The 17646-nt window shown below is 57.6% G+C and carries 19 protein-coding genes; 6 read left to right on the forward strand and 13 right to left on the reverse strand.

Features of this window, described 5'->3' with window-relative positions; translation table 11 throughout:
* Position 1: 1 nt before the first annotated feature.
* Together PQU98_RS12330 and PQU98_RS12335 are read right to left on the reverse strand one after the other, a co-directional pair.
* Positions 2–634, reverse strand: coding sequence for an SOS response-associated peptidase (locus PQU98_RS12330; RefSeq protein WP_272745238.1), 633 nt, complete (start codon positions 632–634; stop codon positions 2–4).
* A 63-nt stretch (positions 635–697) separates the two neighbouring features.
* Positions 698–1447 carry a TerC family protein gene (locus PQU98_RS12335; protein ID WP_272745239.1) on the reverse strand — a complete coding sequence of 250 codons (750 nt, stop codon included), beginning with the start codon at positions 1445–1447 and terminating at the stop codon, positions 698–700.
* A gap of 302 nt (positions 1448–1749) precedes the next feature.
* Here PQU98_RS12335 and atpH point away from each other — a divergent pair, with 302 nt between their 5' ends.
* The 6 genes from atpH (at position 1750) to PQU98_RS12365 (ending at position 8097) form a co-directional block, all read left to right on the forward strand.
* Positions 1750–2304, forward strand: coding sequence for an ATP synthase F1 subunit delta (gene atpH, locus PQU98_RS12340; protein WP_272745240.1), 555 nt, complete (start codon positions 1750–1752; stop codon positions 2302–2304).
* A gap of 5 nt (positions 2305–2309) precedes the next feature.
* A complete protein-coding gene (gene atpA / locus PQU98_RS12345) occupies positions 2310–3842 on the forward strand; it encodes a F0F1 ATP synthase subunit alpha (RefSeq protein ID WP_272745241.1) in 1533 nt (510 codons plus the stop codon).
* Positions 3843–3973: 131 nt separating this feature from the next.
* Complete coding sequence (locus PQU98_RS12350) at positions 3974–4852, forward strand: F0F1 ATP synthase subunit gamma (RefSeq protein WP_272745242.1); 879 nt, start codon at positions 3974–3976, stop codon at positions 4850–4852.
* Between the two features lie 10 nt (positions 4853–4862).
* Positions 4863–6311: a F0F1 ATP synthase subunit beta gene (atpD, locus tag PQU98_RS12355; RefSeq protein WP_272745243.1), complete on the forward strand. Its 1449-nt coding sequence runs from the start codon at positions 4863–4865 to the stop codon at positions 6309–6311.
* Between the two features lie 157 nt (positions 6312–6468).
* Complete coding sequence (locus PQU98_RS12360; protein ID WP_272745244.1) at positions 6469–6744, forward strand: ATP synthase F1 subunit epsilon; 276 nt, start codon at positions 6469–6471, stop codon at positions 6742–6744.
* Positions 6745–6840: 96 nt separating this feature from the next.
* Positions 6841–8097 (forward strand): hypothetical protein, encoded by a 1257-nt coding sequence (locus PQU98_RS12365; RefSeq protein ID WP_272745245.1) that lies wholly within the window; start codon positions 6841–6843, stop codon positions 8095–8097.
* Here PQU98_RS12365 and PQU98_RS12370 read toward each other — a convergent pair.
* From PQU98_RS12370 to rpmA, 11 genes are all read right to left on the reverse strand, one after another.
* Positions 8087–8572, reverse strand: a complete 486-nt coding sequence (locus PQU98_RS12370; protein WP_272745246.1) for an RNA pyrophosphohydrolase — start codon at positions 8570–8572, stop codon at positions 8087–8089. The two genes, PQU98_RS12365 and PQU98_RS12370, sit on opposite strands and share 11 nt — an antisense overlap.
* Positions 8569–9795: a divergent polysaccharide deacetylase family protein gene (locus tag PQU98_RS12375; RefSeq protein WP_272745247.1), complete on the reverse strand. Its 1227-nt coding sequence runs from the start codon at positions 9793–9795 to the stop codon at positions 8569–8571. Before PQU98_RS12375 ends, PQU98_RS12370 begins: the two co-directional genes overlap by 4 nt.
* Positions 9796–9899: 104 nt before the next feature.
* Entirely contained in the window at positions 9900–11387 is a 1488-nt protein-coding gene (locus PQU98_RS12380) for a S41 family peptidase (protein ID WP_272745248.1), read from the reverse strand.
* Positions 11388–11536: 149 nt separating this feature from the next.
* Positions 11537–12667 carry a murein hydrolase activator EnvC family protein gene (locus PQU98_RS12385; protein ID WP_272745249.1) on the reverse strand — a complete coding sequence of 377 codons (1131 nt, stop codon included), beginning with the start codon at positions 12665–12667 and terminating at the stop codon, positions 11537–11539.
* 39 nt (positions 12668–12706) lie between these two features.
* Entirely contained in the window at positions 12707–13615 is a 909-nt protein-coding gene (locus tag PQU98_RS12390) for a hypothetical protein (RefSeq protein WP_272745250.1), read from the reverse strand.
* A gap of 56 nt (positions 13616–13671) precedes the next feature.
* On the reverse strand, positions 13672–14151 hold the full coding sequence (rlmH, locus tag PQU98_RS12395; RefSeq protein WP_272745251.1) for a 23S rRNA (pseudouridine(1915)-N(3))-methyltransferase RlmH: 480 nt from the start codon (positions 14149–14151) through the stop codon (positions 13672–13674).
* 14 nt (positions 14152–14165) lie between these two features.
* Positions 14166–14630, reverse strand: a complete 465-nt coding sequence (gene rsfS, locus PQU98_RS12400) for a ribosome silencing factor (RefSeq protein WP_272745252.1) — start codon at positions 14628–14630, stop codon at positions 14166–14168.
* A 142-nt stretch (positions 14631–14772) separates the two neighbouring features.
* On the reverse strand, positions 14773–15426 hold the full coding sequence (locus PQU98_RS12405; RefSeq protein WP_272745253.1) for a nicotinate-nucleotide adenylyltransferase: 654 nt from the start codon (positions 15424–15426) through the stop codon (positions 14773–14775).
* A gap of 77 nt (positions 15427–15503) precedes the next feature.
* Complete coding sequence (obgE, locus tag PQU98_RS12410) at positions 15504–16559, reverse strand: GTPase ObgE (protein WP_272745254.1); 1056 nt, start codon at positions 16557–16559, stop codon at positions 15504–15506.
* A 74-nt stretch (positions 16560–16633) separates the two neighbouring features.
* Positions 16634–17173: a GNAT family N-acetyltransferase gene (locus PQU98_RS12415; RefSeq protein ID WP_272745255.1), complete on the reverse strand. Its 540-nt coding sequence runs from the start codon at positions 17171–17173 to the stop codon at positions 16634–16636.
* A 186-nt stretch (positions 17174–17359) separates the two neighbouring features.
* On the reverse strand, positions 17360–17629 hold the full coding sequence (gene rpmA, locus PQU98_RS12420; RefSeq protein WP_272745256.1) for a 50S ribosomal protein L27: 270 nt from the start codon (positions 17627–17629) through the stop codon (positions 17360–17362).
* Positions 17630–17646 lie beyond the last annotated feature (17 nt).

Genomic DNA, 17646 nt, shown 5'->3' on the forward strand with positions numbered 1-17646 from the left:
ACTATAGGAGCGAGCCTGTGGCTGTGTCCGGTTGCAGCGCCTGAGGCCGGAATGTTCCGGTTCTAGCCGGTTGGGCCAGATCGGCTATCGGCGCAAGATCAAGCCAGTCCCGCCACTGGTCAGGGTGCAGAATGACCGGCTCACGATTGTGGATAGGCGCCATATCCTCGCCGGCCGGACGGGTCAGGATTGTAAAGCTGGTGACAGGGCCGTCGGAGGTTTCAGCCCGATCCCATAACCCTGCAAACATCAGCGGATGATTATCGGCGCGGGTGATCTGCCATTTCTGTTTCCGGGCTTTCTCGCCTGACCATTCCCAGAAGGCGTCGGCGGGCACAAGGCAATGACGTTTACGCCACGGCGTTGCAAACACCTTTGATGTGGTGGCGGTCTCGATGCGGGCATTGAAGGTCGTCAGTTTAAAATCTTTCACCGGGCCGGTGTGGCTGCGCGGGATAAGGCTCCAGCGGGCCGGTTTGAGCGTGTAACCCTCAGGGCCGGTACCGATAATCGGATATAGGTCGGTGGGGCGTACCTCATCATCGCCGTGCACGTCCGGTGCGGGCGCGGTCATGCTGAGAATTTCATATATCCGATCCCAGAACCTGCTGTGGCGTTTAAAGCGTCCGCACATGTGCCCTTCTCATGAAAACGCCCCCGTTTGAGGACGGGGGCGTAAGGTCAGACTTTCTTTAATTTAGTGTGCCGAACCGGATTGCTTGCGCCGGAACATTTGCAGAGCCTCCACGAAGGCCGAGAAGCCCATCGCGGCATAGATATAGCCCTTTTCGATGTGGGCGCCAAAACCTTCGGCAATCAGCACCATACCGATCATCAGCAGGAAGCCGAGCGCCAGCATGACAATCGAAGGATGCTTGGCGATAAAGTTGGCAATCGGGGCCGAGGCCACAAACATCACAAAGACCGCAAACAGAACGGCAATGACCATGATCGGCAGGTGGTCGGTCATACCGACCGCCGTCAGGATTGAGTCGATAGAGAAAACCAGATCTAGCAGCAGAATCTGGGCAATGGCTGCGGTTATGGAGTTGGTAACGGGCTTGGGGGGTGTTTTTGTTTCATGGACGTCCTTATCCATGTGAGATTCGGTAGCGTGATTAATCTCTTTAGTGGCCTTATAGACCAGGAACAGACCGCCCGCGATCAGGATAATGTCGCGCCAGCTAAAGCCTTTGTCGAACAGGGTGATCACCGGCTCTTTCAGGGCCACGATCCACGACAGGGTGAACAGTAACAGGATGCGCATGATCAGCGCGCCACCAATGCCCAATGCGCGGGCGCGGGCGCGATGTTCTTCGGGCAGCTTATTGGTCAGAATAGAAATAAAGATGAGGTTATCAATCCCAAGGACAACCTCCATTACAATAAGTGTAATGAGCGCTGCCCATACGGTAGGATCAGCAAACAGGGCCATTATCTGGTCCATCTCGGATTATCTCCCCTTGCATCATGGCTGATGCTGTAAATAAAGAATCGTCGCGGTTGTGATAAACGTTGTCATGCCAACCACATCCTGACGTAAGATTCTTACATAGGGCAATTATACTCAAGCGCAATGTCGCGATTGCGAATTTATCCGCAAATTGTGTCAAGTTTTTTCAGGCAATGCGCCTTTGCTTGGTTGCGATGCGCAAACTCACATGCTAATAGGCCGCGATCCAAGCCCCGAGAGCGCAACCTGTGTGTGAGCGTCCGTGTGCTTTATAATTAATATCTTTTGGATGAGCTGTGAGCGATATTTTCAGAGAGAACGAAGTCGGCAACCGTTATGCCAAAGCGATCTTCGAGCTGGCGCTTGATGGCGGTGCCTTGGAAGCGGTCTACAAAGACTTCGCAACACTTAAGGCCCTGATTGCAGAAAGCGCTGATCTGCGCCGTGTGCTGGGCTCGCAAGCGTTCGCCAGCGACCTGAAACTTAAAGGTCTTTTGGCCGTCACCAAAAAAGCCAAGCTGAACGCCCTGACCACAAAAGCCTTAAACCTGATGGGTCAAAAAGGCCGTCTGGATCAACTGGCGGCGACGATTGCGGGTTTCAATTCGCTCTATGCGGCTCACAAAGGTATTGTGACCGCGACCGTGACGTCGGCCGTGGCGCTTGACGATGGTCAACTCAAAAACCTCAAAGCGGAACTGGCCAAGGCGCTGGGCCGTGAGGCCGATATTACTACCCTGGTCGATCCGGCCATCCTAGGCGGGCTTAAGGTCCGCGTCGGGTCGCGTCTGTTTGATGCGTCCCTCAAAACCAAACTCGATTCCCTCAAATTCGCCCTTAAGAGAGCGTAATACTCATGGACATTAATGCCGCCGAAATTTCGGCCATCCTCAAAGCTCAGATTGCCGGTTTCGGTGAAGACGCCGATGTCTCCGACGTCGGTTCGGTTCTGTCGGTCGGTGACGGTATCGCCCGCGTTCACGGTCTTGATTCGGTTCAGGCCGGTGAAATGGTCGAATTCCCCAAGGCCGGTGTTAAGGGCATGGCCCTGAACCTCGAAAAAGACAATGTCGGCGTCGTTATCTTCGGCGAAGACCGCGAAATCAAGGAAGGCGACGAAGTTAAGCGCCTCGGCGAAATCGTGCAGGTTCCGGTCGGCAAGGGTCTTCTTGGCCGTGTCGTCAACCCGCTGGGTGAGCCGATCGACGGCAAAGGCCCGATTGAAGCCACTGAGTTCCGCCGCGTCGACGTGAAGGCGCCGGGCATCATCCCGCGTAAATCGGTGCATGAGCCTGTGCAGACCGGCATCAAGGCGATTGACACCCTGATCCCCGTCGGCCGTGGCCAGCGCGAGCTGATCATTGGTGACCGTCAGACCGGTAAGACCGCCGTCGCCATCGACGCCATCCTGAACCAAAAGGCTGCTAACGCTGGCACCGATGAGTCAGCCAAGCTGTACTGCATCTATGTCGCCATTGGTCAAAAGCGTTCGACCATCGCGCAGATCGTGAAAACGCTCGAAGAAAACGGTGCGCTGGAATACACCATCGTCGTTTCGGCGACCGCTTCTGAGCCCGCCCCGCTGCAATTCCTGGCTCCGTTTGCCGGTTGTGCTATGGGTGAATTCTTCCGCGACAACGGCATGCACGGCCTGATCATCTATGACGATCTGTCCAAGCAAGCTGTGGCCTATCGTCAAATGTCGCTGCTGCTGCGCCGTCCGCCGGGCCGCGAAGCCTATCCGGGCGACGTGTTCTACCTCCATTCACGTCTGCTGGAGCGTGCGGCTAAGCTGAACGAAGATAATGGTTCCGGTTCGTTGACGGCCCTGCCGATCATTGAAACCCAGGCCAACGACGTGTCGGCCTACATCCCGACCAACGTGATCTCGATCACCGACGGCCAGATCTTCCTTGAAACTGACCTGTTCTACCAAGGCATCCGTCCGGCGGTGAACGTCGGTCTGTCGGTGTCGCGCGTGGGCTCATCCGCTCAGATCAAGGCGATGAAGCAGGTTGCCGGCGCCATTAAGGGCGACTTGGCGCAGTACCGCGAAATGGCGGCCTTCGCCAAGTTCGGCTCTGACCTCGACGCCGCGACCCAGCGCCTGCTGGCCCGCGGTGCGCGCCTGACCGAGCTTTTGAAGCAGCCGCAATATTCGCCGCTGAAGGTCGAAGAGCAGGTCTGCGTGATCTATGCCGGTACCCGTGGTTACCTTGACAAGATCGCCGTGTCTGACATCGGCCGTTTTGAGCGTGAATTCATCAGCTATCTGCACGGCAAGCAAAGCGCCCTCCTGACCAGCATCCGCGAGAAGAAGGCCCTGTCGCCGGAACTCGAAGAAACGCTCAAAGGCGCGCTGAACGATTTCGGCAGCAACTTCGCCTAAGCCCAAGACCTGAGCCAGCTCAGGTCTTGTCTAACCTAATTATGTCAATTCGAGGCGACGAGCCGTCTCTAGCCTCGAATTGTCTTTATTGAACCAAAGCAAAATCCTGATTTTGTTTTGAGGAGAGATTGATGGCAAGTCTTAAGGACATGCGCAACCAGATCGCCAGCGTGAAAGCCACGCAGAAGATCACCAAAGCCATGCAGATGGTGGCGGCGGCGAAGCTTAAGCGCGCTCAGGATGCGGCGGAAAACGCCCGCCCCTATGCTGCGCGTATGGCCGCTGTGATTGCCAATCTGGCTAAGGGCGTGTCCGGCGACGGTGCGCCTGTGTTACTGGGTGGCAACGGCTCTACGCAAAATCATCTGGTAATCGTATCGACCTCCGATCGCGGTCTGTGCGGCGGCTTTAACTCCCAGATCGTGCGTGCGGCCCGCGACTACATCAATGGCCTGATCGCCGACGGCAAGGGTGTGAAGATCATCACCGTTGGCCGTAAGGGCAATGACCAGCTTAAGCGTCAATATGCTGATCGCATCATTGCGACATTTGACATGTCGGCACACAAAGTCCTGACGCTGGACGCCGTGCAGCCGATCGCCGATGCGGCGGTCGCTGAATTCAATGACGGTCGCGCCGATGTTGTGACCCTGTTCTACTCACGCTTTAAATCGGTCATCTCGCAGGTGCCGACGCCCAAGCAACTGATCCCGGCCCAGATAGATGCCGTGGAAGAGCCCTCAACCGGTTCGGACGCGGTTTACCAATATGAGCCGTCGGAAGAAGAGATTTTGGAAACCCTGCTGCCGCGCAATCTGACGGTGCAGATCCTGTCCAGCCTGCTGGAAAACACCGCTGGCTTCTACGCCGCCCAGATGAGCGCGATGGATAACGCTACGCGCAACGCGGGCGAAATGATCAAAGCGATGAACTTGAAATATAACCGTAAACGTCAGGCCCAGATCACGACCGAACTGATCGAGATCATCGCTGGCGCTGAAGCCATATAGGATCAAAACTATGTCCGCCCATCAAAAGATTACGGCTAATAAAGGCCGCCTTACCCAGATCATCGGCGCCGTCGTCGACGTCGAATTTCCCGATGGCAACCTGCCCGCCATTCTGAACGCGCTGGAAACCACCAATGCCGCCTCCGGCACGCGGCTGGTGTTCGAAGTCGCTCAGCATCTGGGTGAAAACACCGTCCGCGCCATTTCGATGGACTCGACCGAAGGTCTGGTGCGCGGTCAGGAAGTCGCCGATCTGGGCGCGCCGATCACCGTTCCGGTGGGCCCGGCGACCCTCGGCCGCATCATGAACGTGATCGGTGAGCCGATCGACGAAGCCGGCCCGATTGAGACCAAATTCTTCAACCCGATCCACGCTGACGCCCCGGCCTTTGCCGATCAGGCGACTTCGGCAGAACTGCTGGTCACGGGCATCAAGGTTATCGACCTGATCTGTCCTTACGCCAAGGGTGGTAAGATCGGCCTGTTCGGCGGCGCCGGCGTCGGCAAGACCGTGACGATCCAGGAGCTGATCAACAACATTGCCAAGGCCTACGGTGGTTATTCGGTGTTCGCCGGTGTGGGTGAGCGTACCCGCGAAGGTAACGACCTGTACCACGAAATGATCGAATCCAAGGTGAACGAACACGGCGGTGGCGGCACCTCGCGTTGTTCGCTGGTTTATGGTCAGATGAACGAGCCTCCGGGTGCGCGCGCCCGCGTCGCCCTGACCGGTCTGGCTCAGGCTGAATATTTCCGTGACGTCGAAGGCAAGGACGTTCTGTTCTTCGTCGACAATATCTTCCGCTTTACGCAAGCCGGTTCCGAAGTGTCGGCGCTGCTGGGCCGTATCCCGTCGGCCGTGGGCTATCAGCCAACGCTGGCGACGGAAATGGGTAAGCTGCAGGAACGCATCACCTCGACCAACAAGGGCTCGATCACCTCGGTTCAGGCCGTGTACGTCCCCGCCGATGACTTGACCGACCCGGCACCGGCCGCTTCGTTCGCTCACCTGGACGCGACGACCGTTCTGTCACGCTCGATCGCCGAGCAAGGCATCTATCCGGCTGTGGACCCGCTCGATTCGACCTCGCGTATTCTTGATCCGCGTGTGGTTGGCGAAGAGCACTACTCGACTGCCACCCGCGTTCAGGAAATCCTGCAGCAATATAAGGCGCTTAAGGACATCATCGCCATCCTCGGCATGGACGAACTGTCCGAAGAAGATAAGGCGATCGTGGCCCGCGCCCGTAAGATCCAGCGCTTCATGTCGCAGCCGTTCCACGTGGCCGAAATCTTTACCGGCACGCCGGGCGTTCTGATGACCATCGAAGACACCATCAAGGGCTTCAAAGGCATCTGCAACGGTGATTACGATCACTTGCCGGAAGCCGCCTTCTACATGGTCGGCACCATCGAAGACGCCATCGCTAAGGCTGAGCGTCTGGCGGGCGAGGCCTAAGCCAATCACATAAAAGTCCCGAGCCCTGACGGGCTCGGTGTACTTTGATGTGGGACAATATCGGGAAAATTTTCTAGGGGCGGCCCTGCGAAAATTTTCACATTTTGAGTGAGAGATTTGCTCAGCAAATCTCGATCAGGAAAGTAAGGCAGCAAATATGGCTGACAAACTTCACGTTTCGCTGGTGACCCCGGAAAAGGAACTCTTTTCCGGTGATGTCGATCAGGTTATTGCCCCCGGCACCGAAGGTGAATTCGGTGTGCTGGTTAACCACGCGCCGTTCATGACCACACTGGCCGAAGGCGCTGTTGTGATCCTTGATGGTGATAAACGTCGTGTGTTCAACGTCCGTGGCGGCTTTGCCGATGTGAACGCTTCGGGCATGACCATTCTGGCTGAACATGCCGAAGAATATGTCGAGACCGTGCACTAATCCTGCCGGTATTCGCAATCGATCAAAGCCTCGCTTTCAGCGGGGCTTTTTTTATGGCAGGTTGCGTGCGGGTATAATCTGCACAAGGCCGATACCATGAAACTGATCCAAAGCCTGTTGTGCGCGTTAATGGCCACTTTCGCCGTCCCGGTCTGCGCAGAAACCCTTACCCCTTTGCGGGCGCACGACGTGCGCTCAACTATTGGTATCAATACCCATGTCAACTATACTGACGGATCATACCGCGCGCCGGATGAGGTCTATAAGGCGCTCGATTATCTCGGCATCAAGCTGATCCGCGACTCCTCGCCGTTCCCGTGGGTCGGCGGCAGCACGGGGGTAAACACCTATACCGACCTGATGAAACAGGGGGTGAAGTTCAATATTCTGGTCTTTGGGCAAGGGCCGGGGGCTAATTATGACCCGAAAATCCCGGTTGATCTGATCGATAATCTCGAATGGGCCTATCCCGGCGGGGTGGTCGCGATCGAAGGTTTTAACGAAATCGATCATGCGCCGGTGACCTATGGCGATCAGCGCACTGAGGCGTCATCGATTGCCGCCCATCTGGAAACGGTGCGCCTGATCCGTGAGCGTAAGCGTATGAAACATCTCCCTATATATGACCTGACCGGGGCAGCGGTTCCGCAGGCTTTGGGGCCGCGCGGCGATTATGCCAACAAACATGTCTATGCCCAGAACGGCAATCCGCCCCGCCCGCATTTCGAGGGGGCTCACCGTGGCCTGAGTGGCCTTAAGCCGTGGGTGGTGACGGAGTTTGGCTATGCGACCTACCCGGAAATCGACTGGCTGGTGATTGGGGTCGATGAACGTACTCAGGCTAAGGGTGTACTGATGGGCATTTTTGATGCCTATCATTTGGGAGCATCCAGCATATATCTTTATGAGTTGCTGGATCAGAAGCTGGAGCCGCATCGGGAGATGCACTTTGGCCTGTTTGATTACCACTATAAGCCTAAACCGGCGGCCACCGCCGTGCGCAACCTGATCCGTATCATTGAGGATAAAGGTGAGGGCGCAAAAACGTTTACTCCGCGCTCGCTGGAGGTCGGCCTGACCCTGCCGGAAGGGACGTTTACGCTGGCGCTGGATAAGGCGGATGGGGTGACACAACTGGCGATCTGGCGCGAGACTCAGATCTGGGTGCGCGAGGTGGGCAAGCGTAAGGACAACCCCCCGGTGCCGCTGACAGTCAAACTACCCAACGGGGCCGAGGCCCGCGCACTCTATGATCCGCTTGTTAGCGATCAGCCCGTCAAGAGCTATGGCGGTGAGGGCCAGGTGACCATCGACCTGCCGGATTATCCAGTCATACTCGAATTTAGCCGGTAATCAGCGGCTTAAACGTGTCGATCACGGCGCGGTAGGACTCGCGCTTAAACGAGACGACCCGGTCCATGACCTTATCGAGATCGCACCATTCCCAGGCTTCAAACTCCTGCTCACCGTGGGCTTGCAGGTTGATCTCGGCGTCGTCGCCTAAGAACCGATAGGCAAACCAGATTTGCTTTTGGCCTTTAAAATTGCGGCCGATCTTTTTCTGCGCCAGCACTTCGGGCGGGAAGTCATAGATAACCCAATCCTGAGTGCGCCCGATCAGTTCGACCGAAGTCATACCGGTTTCTTCATAAAGCTCACGTTTGGCGGCAGGCTCCAGCGCTTCGCCGTCGTCAACACCCCCTTGCGGGAATTGCCAGACGTAAGCGCCGGTCATACCAAAGCGATGGCCAAGCCATACCTTGCCGTCACGATTGACCACCACAATGCCGACATTGGGGCGGTAAGCTTTCAGAGTGTCATCAGTCATCGGCGCGTTATAGCCGAAGCGGGCGCCAGTTGCAGCCCTTTTTGATTGAGCGTTTGCGTCCACTTAATCGCCGTCGCGACCGTCACCGGATAGGCAAAGCCGGTGCCCAAGGCCTGCCCGCGGCTTTTGGCGGCGGTTTCTAACCCTGCCAGTTGCGCCTGAATAGCCGCGGCGGTCAGGGATTGATCGATGATGCGGTCGGCACTGGCGCGTGGCATGGTGGCGGCGGCACCGTCAATGGCCCGGCCCTGTCCGTCATCAATGAAGGCAAGGCCCCGCGCCCGCAGACTGCCGGTCAGGGCACCAACACCGGTGCGGTCTTTCAGGAAAGCGCTGCCCTGATAGTTTGTGATGCCAAAATAACCGGTAGCGCGTCCCAGCACCTTATTAAGGCGCAGATTAAGATCATCGGCGCGGGCATTGATCAAAAGGGTGTCCGGGCCGGTGTCATTGTCAGGATAGTTGACCGGCTGCATCGGCACTTCGATCAGGACTTCGTGGCCCTGCGCGCGCGCCAGATCAATCCAGGTCTGAAGATTATCGGCATAGGGCACGAAGCTTAAGGTCACATCGGCTGGCAATTGTTCAATGGCGGCCTTGGTGGTGGCGGGATTGATACCTAAACCGCCGACGATCAGGGCGACCATCGGGCGGCCATCGCTGCGGAACGGGCGGGCATATCCTTGCGCCGGAGTCTGACCATTCGGCCCGATGGCTGGCAGCGGGCCTTGCGGTGATGGTTGTGACAAACCTGCAATCGGGGCGGGCGGCAGGGGCTGGGCGCTCAGTTTTGGCGCATTAACCGTGCCGCCATCACTGCCGGGCAAAGTAATGACGGCGCGGTTATCAACCGGCTGACCATTGGCATCCAATACGCTTACCGGTGCGTCGGAAAATAAACCCAGAGAGTCGATGGTAAAGGCGTCGGCGCCTGAGGGTGCCACCGGTGTATCTGTAAGGTGCGCCGCTGTGGTGGCCGGTTTTTCTTTCGGCATTTTGACGCGGATACTGGGTGAGCCGGCGTCAGGGTCTGAGGACAGGGCGATAAAGGTAGCACCCAACCCCAAAAAGACCATAAGCGCGAGGGCAGGGGCGACATAGGGTTTATTGAGCGTGGTCAGTATAGGAACCAGCTTCGCTTTAAGGTCAAGGCCGGGCTTTCTCGGTGTCTTACCAAACACCGATCCTGCCGCTCCGCTCGTGGCCTTGAATTTAGCGAACATGTGACGCAAGCCTTAAAGCGCGTCGTAAAACAAGCGCGCATATGAGATCATTGATCCAATATGCGCGACTTACAGTTAACAAAGACTAACGAAAGTTAAATTTGTCAGGGTTTCGGCGTGGCGGGTTTGGCTGGCTCGGCAGGTTTGGCCGGAGCTGCGGGAGGCGCGGGCTCAGCCTTGACCGGATCCTTGGTCGCGGCGCTCTTGGTTGCGGCAGTTTTGGCCTGCATCTTTTTTTCAAAGCGCGAACCGGGCTTGGCTTCCGCGGCGGCGGCATAGGCCTTACCGCGCGGATGAGCGGCGGCCATTTTGACATCGCCGTTGTAGCCCAGCACGTCCAGCGCCCGCGCCAGTTGGAAATCACCGGCCTTGGTATCATAATCCTCTGGTGGCACTTCGGAGACCTCGTGCTTTTCGCGACGAGCCTTGCCTTCGTCGGCATCGAGCGCGTTTTTATAAGCGGCCTCGGAATACTGGAAGGCCGAAGAGGCGATGATTTTGGCCTGTTCCTTGGTTTGCGCAACCTCAAGATCCGGCTCAATACCAGTTTTCTGGATCGAACGGCCAGACGGGGTGTAATAGCGGGCGATGGTCAGTTTGACGGCGCGGCCTTCGCCAAGGTCCATAACACTCTGCACTGATCCCTTGCCAAAGGTGGTAAGGCCTACGATCGATGCGCGCTTCTGATCCTGTAAGGCACCGGCAACGATTTCCGCCGCCGAGGCTGAGCCCGGATTGGTCAGGACGACGATGGGCAGGCCCTTCATCATGTCGCCCTTTTTGGCGTGATAGCGCACGATGTCGGAGGTGTCGCGCCCGCGCTGGGAGACGACTTCGCCGCCCTCCAGGAACATGTCGGCCACCCCTACGGATTGATCGAGCAGACCGCCCGGATTGTTACGCAGGTCAAGCACCAGACCTTTGAGCTTATGCTTGGCCTTAAGCTCGGTCAGGGCGTCGCGGGCTTCCTTGGCGGTGTTTTCATTGAAGGACGAGATGCGCAGGTAGCCGAAATCACCCTCCATGCGCGCCTTGACCGATTTGACGTTGATGATCTCACGCGTCAGGGTGACACCAAACGGCTCATCGCGGCCTTCGCGGACGATGGTGATGGTGATGTCGGTCTTAGGCTCACCCTTCATCTGGGAGACGGCGTCATTGAGCCGCTGCCCCAGGATCGAGGTGCCGTTAATGGCGGTGATATAGTCGCCGGACATGATCCCGGCCTTGCTGGCGGGCGTGTCGTCCATAGGGGTCACGACCTTGACCGCACCGTCTTCGGACTGCACCTCAAGGCCCAGACCACCGTAGGAGCCGCGGGTTTTTTCCTTAAGATCGGTGAAATCTTCGGCCGGCAGATAGTTTGAATGGGGGTCGAGCGAGGACAGCATGCCCTCAAGCGCAGCTTCGATCAGTTTTTTGTCGTCGGTTTCGACCACATAGTTCTGCTGAACGAGAGCGAGGACGTCGCCAAACAGTTCCAGCATCTCATAGGTGTCGGATTTAGGCGAAAACACCGGCTGGTTGGCATAGGCCATAGCCCCAACCCCCAAGGCCAGTGCCGCAACGCCACCCGTCAAAAACTTCTTCATAAACGCTGTCCAAACAAAGATATGCCGCAACTGGCCTAACATCATAGGTTACGAGCCTTGCCATAATTTACAAGGGGGCGAGGCGGGTGACCGTGAAATTATCCAGACATGCAACTATGGCGTAACAGAGGCAAACAGGCGGTTAACGCTTAAGATGCCGCCAGATCAAAGCGCGCATTGGGGTTCACCGGCACTTCGCCACGGCGCAGTTCCAGATAAAGTTCGGTCTTTTTTGACGACAGATTGGGCATGCGCCCGACCGGTTCACCGGCGATCACGGTCTGACCCGCATCGACATAGACCCGACCAAGACCGGTCAGCACGATCCGCTCATCTGCACCCGTGCGCACGATCACCACCTGTCCATAGGTATCGAGCGGCCCGGCATATTCTACCGTGCCATTGCCGGGGGCGGTCACTTGCGCGCCGGGTGCCGATTCCAAGGTCAGGCCGCGGCTGCCTTCGACGCCATAGTCACCGACTTTTTTACCCAAGATCGGGGATTTGAGACGGTTATCTTTCGAAGCCCCAAGAAGGCCTTTGAGCGGCAGGTTACCGCGCAGGCGGTCGGACTGGCTTTTCAGCACCAGGGCCTGACGTTCCGCCGCATCGGCTTCGCGCAAAAGCTGGTCTTCCAGATCGTATTTTTCCGCGATCAGCGCTTCGATCCTGGCCTGCTGTTCCGATACATCGCTCTCAGACACGAACAGGGCTTCCGATTGCAGGGCGGCGGCGCGTCTGACGTTGATCAGGGTTTTGTTCTGTTCGGATAGCTTGGCGGCGCGCAGTTTCAACTCCGGCGTGATTTCCTTCATGATGATGGCGGCGACCACGGCATCATTGGCGCGGCGTGAGGACACGAAAATGGCCGGTGGCGGATTGCGTGAATAAAGCTGCAGGGCGGATAGCAGGCGCGATTGTTTGGCGCGAACGGCCCCTAATCTTCGGGTCAGATCGGCTTCCATCTGATTGAGGGTCTCAAGCTTAGCACGGTAGATAGCGCTGCGTTTTTCGGAAGCGCCCTGCTGGCGGGAAATCGCGACGATCTGCTCGCGCAGTTTTTCTATCTCAGACGCAATCTGACGGGCCGAGGCGCGGCGCGTGTTGGTGGTGCGTTCAGCAGCGGTCAGGCGTGCATCGATGGCGTCCAGTTCGGCCTGAGCCTGTTTTGACAGGGGGGGCTTGGATTGGCTGGTCACCGGCCCGGTCAGGCACAACAACCCCGTCACGACCAAAGCCGCAACACTGGCGGGTTTAAGCTGACGGGGTGGTTTGCGCATTACCTATGGGTAAACCGGTTTGACGCGCTTCTCAATAGGTTAGCCGATTTCGCCTCTGATGCGTCCCGACAGTATCAGTTCGACCGGAATGTTATTGGCGCGAACCGCATAGCCGCCCGCTCCACCACCGCGCCCGCGATCGCCCAGACCGGGTTCGCCGTCGCGACCCGCATTGCCGCCGTTTCCGCCAGGTGTGGCATTGGCCATCGTACTTGCCGATCCGGACATGGGGGGTGGTATGATGCTTCCACTCCAGTACCATCCTGTCACTGAGTGATTATTGCCGCCACGGCCGGGGCTGTGGAGCGTACCCGGCCGGCCATTATTGGCACCGCCATTTCCACCGGAGCCGCCAATGCCATACTGACCATTGGGAAAGCCGCCCCCTCCGCCTCCGCCTCCGGGCGCGCCCTGGCCCTCTCCAATCGAGCCGCCGCTGACCTCAGCACCACCGCCCCCTCCGCCTCCGCCTTCAACAGTGCCGGTTTCAGCGATTACAATAAGGATGGGCGCACGCACATAGATGGCGTCGCCGCCTTTCGTGCCGGATTTTGCACCGGGGACAGGGCCGCCATCGCCACCATTGCCGCCCCCACCATAGACCTTGCCGTTGATGGCCAACGCAAGATAAGCGGTGTCGGGCCAGTCGCCGGTATCGATCGCCGTTCCGCCGCCGGGTTTGCCCATGATGGTCGTCTGTTTTTCGACCACGAACAGGAAGTTTGCAGGGGATTTCCCGTCATATCCGGCCTTGTCGGCCAATGTCCGCAAATCGGCGGGTTCAGTGACCACTATGGTCGTCAGGGGCTTGGACATCCGATCCGGCGGCAGATTGGCGGTCACCGTCACGGTTGTGACATTTTCAGGATTATCAGGTTTGTCCTGAGCGGTCGCCGCCCCCGCTGCCACCCACAACGCCACCAGCAGCGCGCACCATTTTAATGTCATGATAGCCCCCTCAGTCTGTATAATTATACTGTATACAACTGAGGCGCGTGTCAAGTTTAGTCGCGGTGATATGGCGACCCGGAAAGTATGGTGGTCGCACGGTACATCTGTTCGGCCAGCATGAGGCGTACCAAAGCGTGAGGCCATGTCTGGGGGCCAAAGGCCAGTGTAAAGGCTGAGGCCTTGACCAGTTCCGGATCAAGGCCATCGGCGCCACCGATGACAAAGGCCATCTTACGTTCACCGCGATCCTTGAATTTATCGATGCGGGCAGCGATCTGGCGTGAGGTCAGAAGTTCCCCGCGCTCATCGCAAGCGACAATCGCCACGCCTTCGCCAAGTGCTGTCAGAATGGCTTCGGCCTCTTGGGCTTTAGTGGGGGCTTTATTGGTTTTCTTAGTCTCGATTTCGAGCAGTTCAGCAGGGCCCAAACCTAAAGCGCGCCCCGTATTGGAGGCGCGCTGAAGGTAGTCGCGGGTAAGGGTATTTTCAGGCGTCGAGCCTAAGCGCCCGACTGCCGCCAGAATTAGCTTCATACAGGCGGGTGACCTTAGTTTGTGGACACCGTATGGCCGGTGCCGGTCGCCGAAACCGACCAGATTTTCTCAATGTTGTAAAAGGCGCGTACTTCCGGGCGGAACAGGTGCACGACCACATCACCCACATCGATCAATACCCAGTCGCAAGCCGGCAGGCCTTCGATCTTGGCCTTCCCGTGACCGGCATCCTTCAATGCGCGCAGCACATGGTCTGCCAGAGCGCCAACGTGGCGGTGCGAGCGGCCCGATGCGATGATCAGTGTGTCGGCCATGGATGATTTGCCGCGCAGGTCGATGCAGACGATATCCTGCGCCTTATCGTCATCCAGACGGTTGAGGATTAGGGTTTCAAGCGCCAAATCTTCGCCGTCCGCCGGGGACAGGCTACTGAGATCGATGGCAGGTTCACCGGCATCATGCACGGAGGATGGAGCGGTGGACGGGGCCGTTGCGGCCGGTTGACGAGACAGTGTCATGGTTCCTTAGATTACAGATAGTACGTCGACCTTAGCACATTAAATCGCCAAGGTCATCCACGTTGGTTAGGGGCTGTGGGTAATTTTAGAGCGTTTTCCCATCAAATGATATCATTTGATGGATCAGAAAGAGCGACCACATTTAGGTGACCGATTTGCGCCGAAGGTTGCGCAGGGCGGTCGATGAGGCGGTATGGAGCGGGCCGGTCAGATAGGTCCAGGCCGGAACCTTTTGATGGGCAAGGGTTTTGGCAGCTTGCGCTGAGACGCGGGCATGGGCAAAACGGCGCGCAGTCGGTGAAAAACGGCTGTTCATCAAGGCGCCCGGCCGCGACACTATGGCCATCGGGATCATGTGCGCGATCTGCGTCCAGCCGCGCCAGCGATGGAAGGAGGCCAGACTGTCGCCACCCATGATCCAGACGAAATTCACACCGGGGTAGCGGGCCTTGAGGGCGCGCAGGGTGTCGAGCGTGTAGTTAGCCTTAATGCGGGTTTCAAAATCAGAGATTATGTCACGCGGCCCGATAAACGGGCGAATGGCGTCGATCCGGTCGGATAGAGGTGCCGTTTCATGATTTGATTTCAAAGGGTTCTGTGGCGACACCAGCCAGATGATCTTATCCAGCCCAAGGGCGATGCGCGCGGTATTGGCGACATGGGCGTGGCCTTCGTGGGCCGGATTGAATGAGCCGCCAAACAGCCCGATCGTCATGCCGCGCTCCAGATGCAGGCCGGTACGCAGCGCACCGGGCCGCACAGAATGATAAAGAGGGGCGGGACCGGCGAACCACATGAGTTAGCGCATTCCCAAAAGTGCCAAAACACTTTCATGGCGGTTTTGGGATATAAATGCGCGGCCAAAAAACACGTCTAGTTGTCCCACGGGCTGTAGGGGGCGGCTTCCGGCGTATCGTCGCTGTCCTCAGCCACAGTTGATTGACCGCTGATGATACCGAACGCGACAAACAGTAGTTCGCGTACACCTTCGCCGGTCACGCCTGAAATCAGATAAGGTGTCTTTTTGGCGGCTTTTTTCAGGGCTTTGGTCAGCTCTTTGCGGGCGTCGGCATCCATGGCGTCAACCTTATTGATCGCCAGGATTTCAGGTCGTAGAGCCAGGTCCGGATCGTATTTTTTAAGCTCCTTGCGGATAACCTTATAGGCGGTGACCGGATCTTCCTGAGTGCCGTCCACCAGATGGATCAGCACCTTTGTACGTTCAACGTGACCGAGGAAACGGGTGCCCAGACCCGCGCCATCAGACGCGCCTTCGATCAGGCCTGGGATGTCGGCGATCACAAAGCGTTGCTCCGGCCCCAGATCAACCACCCCCAGATTGGGCGTCAGGGTCGTAAACGGATAGTCAGCGATTTTGGGCTTGGCCGCAGAAGAGGCCGCTACAAAGGTCGATTTACCGGCGTTGGGCAATCCCAGAAGCCCGGCATCGGCGATCAGTTTCAGGCGCAGCCAGATCCAGCGTTCCTCGCCGTCCTGACCGGGCAGGGCAAAGGTCGGGGCCTGATTGACCGGGCCCTTGAAGCGGGTATTGCCCCAGCCGCCATTGCCACCCTTGGCCAGCATGTATGTTTGACCGGCTGTATCCAGATCGACGATCAGAGTTTCCTGATCTTCTTCAAATACCTGCGTGCCGACCGGGACTTTCATGACGATATCTTCGGCATTGGCGCCGTGCATCTGGCGGCCCATACCGTGGGTGCCGGTCTTGGCTTTGAAATGCTGCTGATAGCGGTAATCGATCAGGGTGTTCAGGCCTTCGACCGCTTCGATCCACACGTCGCCACCCTTACCGCCGTCGCCGCCATCGGGGCCACCATTCGGGATGAACTTTTCACGGCGGAACGACACGGAACCCGCGCCCCCGTTACCGGAACGGATGAAAATTTTGCACTGATCGAGGAACTTCATGAGGGGTATGTGAACTAAAAGGGAAAAAATATCAAATAGTCTCTGAGAGTATAAGGGGCGAGCCTCTTATACTCTCAGAGGATTTTGATCAGGTGCAGGGCCGTATGGCCACTATCACGCATCAGGGAGGTTTCCTGCGTGCGACGGCCTGTGTAGAGAAATCCTGACCGGATCAGAACCTGAGCGGAAGGCGCGTTATCGGCAAAGTGCGCCGCATGAACGATTCTCGCGCCGCCATATGTGCGCAGCCAGCCAAGCGCGGCTGTCACAGCCTCAGTCCCATAACCGTGGTTTTGGTAAGGGTGGGCAATAAACAGACTCAGCATCGGGCCAAAGCTGTCCTGGCCTACGGTTTCGGAAAACAGCAGGACACCAATCAGTCTCCCGCCCAACCGGATGCCCCACTTGGGGAAACGGCGCGAATGCTGGGTCATGGCCATGCTGAGAAACGCGAAGGCGTCGTCCAGTTCGAACGGATGCGGGATGTCGTGGGTCATCCGCGCCGTTTCAGCCGAGGCAAATACCTGCGTCAGGGCCGTGACATCGGAAAAGGTCAGCGGGCTTAAAACCAGCCGCGCGCTTTCAACCCGCGCGGACGGGAGGGGTGTATGCAAAATGGGGGGCGTTAAACTTAAATCTCTGCCCCCGAAATCCTTGGAGATCATCGGAGTGTGTCCTTAGAAAACTGAACGCGGGGCAAAGAAAAAGGGGAGCCGGTATGATCCGAACTCCCCGCTTATCGCTTTAGTTCAGATCGGGCTTAAGGGTTAAGCGCGATCTGAAACATGTCTTCGATCGGCTTATTCAGCAGCCTGGGCTGCCGGAATGATCGACACATAACAGCGGTTATCGCGCTTGGTGGTGAACTTCACCTGGCCATGAGCCGTAGCGAAAAGGGTGTGATCGCGGCCCATGCCGACATTTTCACCCGCGAAGAACTTGGTGCCGCGCTGACGGACGATAATGTTGCCAGCGAGGACAGCTTCGGAGCCGTACTTCTTGACGCCTAGGCGTTTGGATTCTGAATCGCGGCCGTTACGCGACGAACCGCCAGATTTTTTGTGAGCCATGGTGGCCTCCTAATAAA

Origin of the sequence: Asticcacaulis machinosus, from assembly GCF_028550435.1 — a bacterium.
Lineage (GTDB): Bacteria > Pseudomonadota > Alphaproteobacteria > Caulobacterales > Caulobacteraceae > Asticcacaulis > Asticcacaulis machinosus.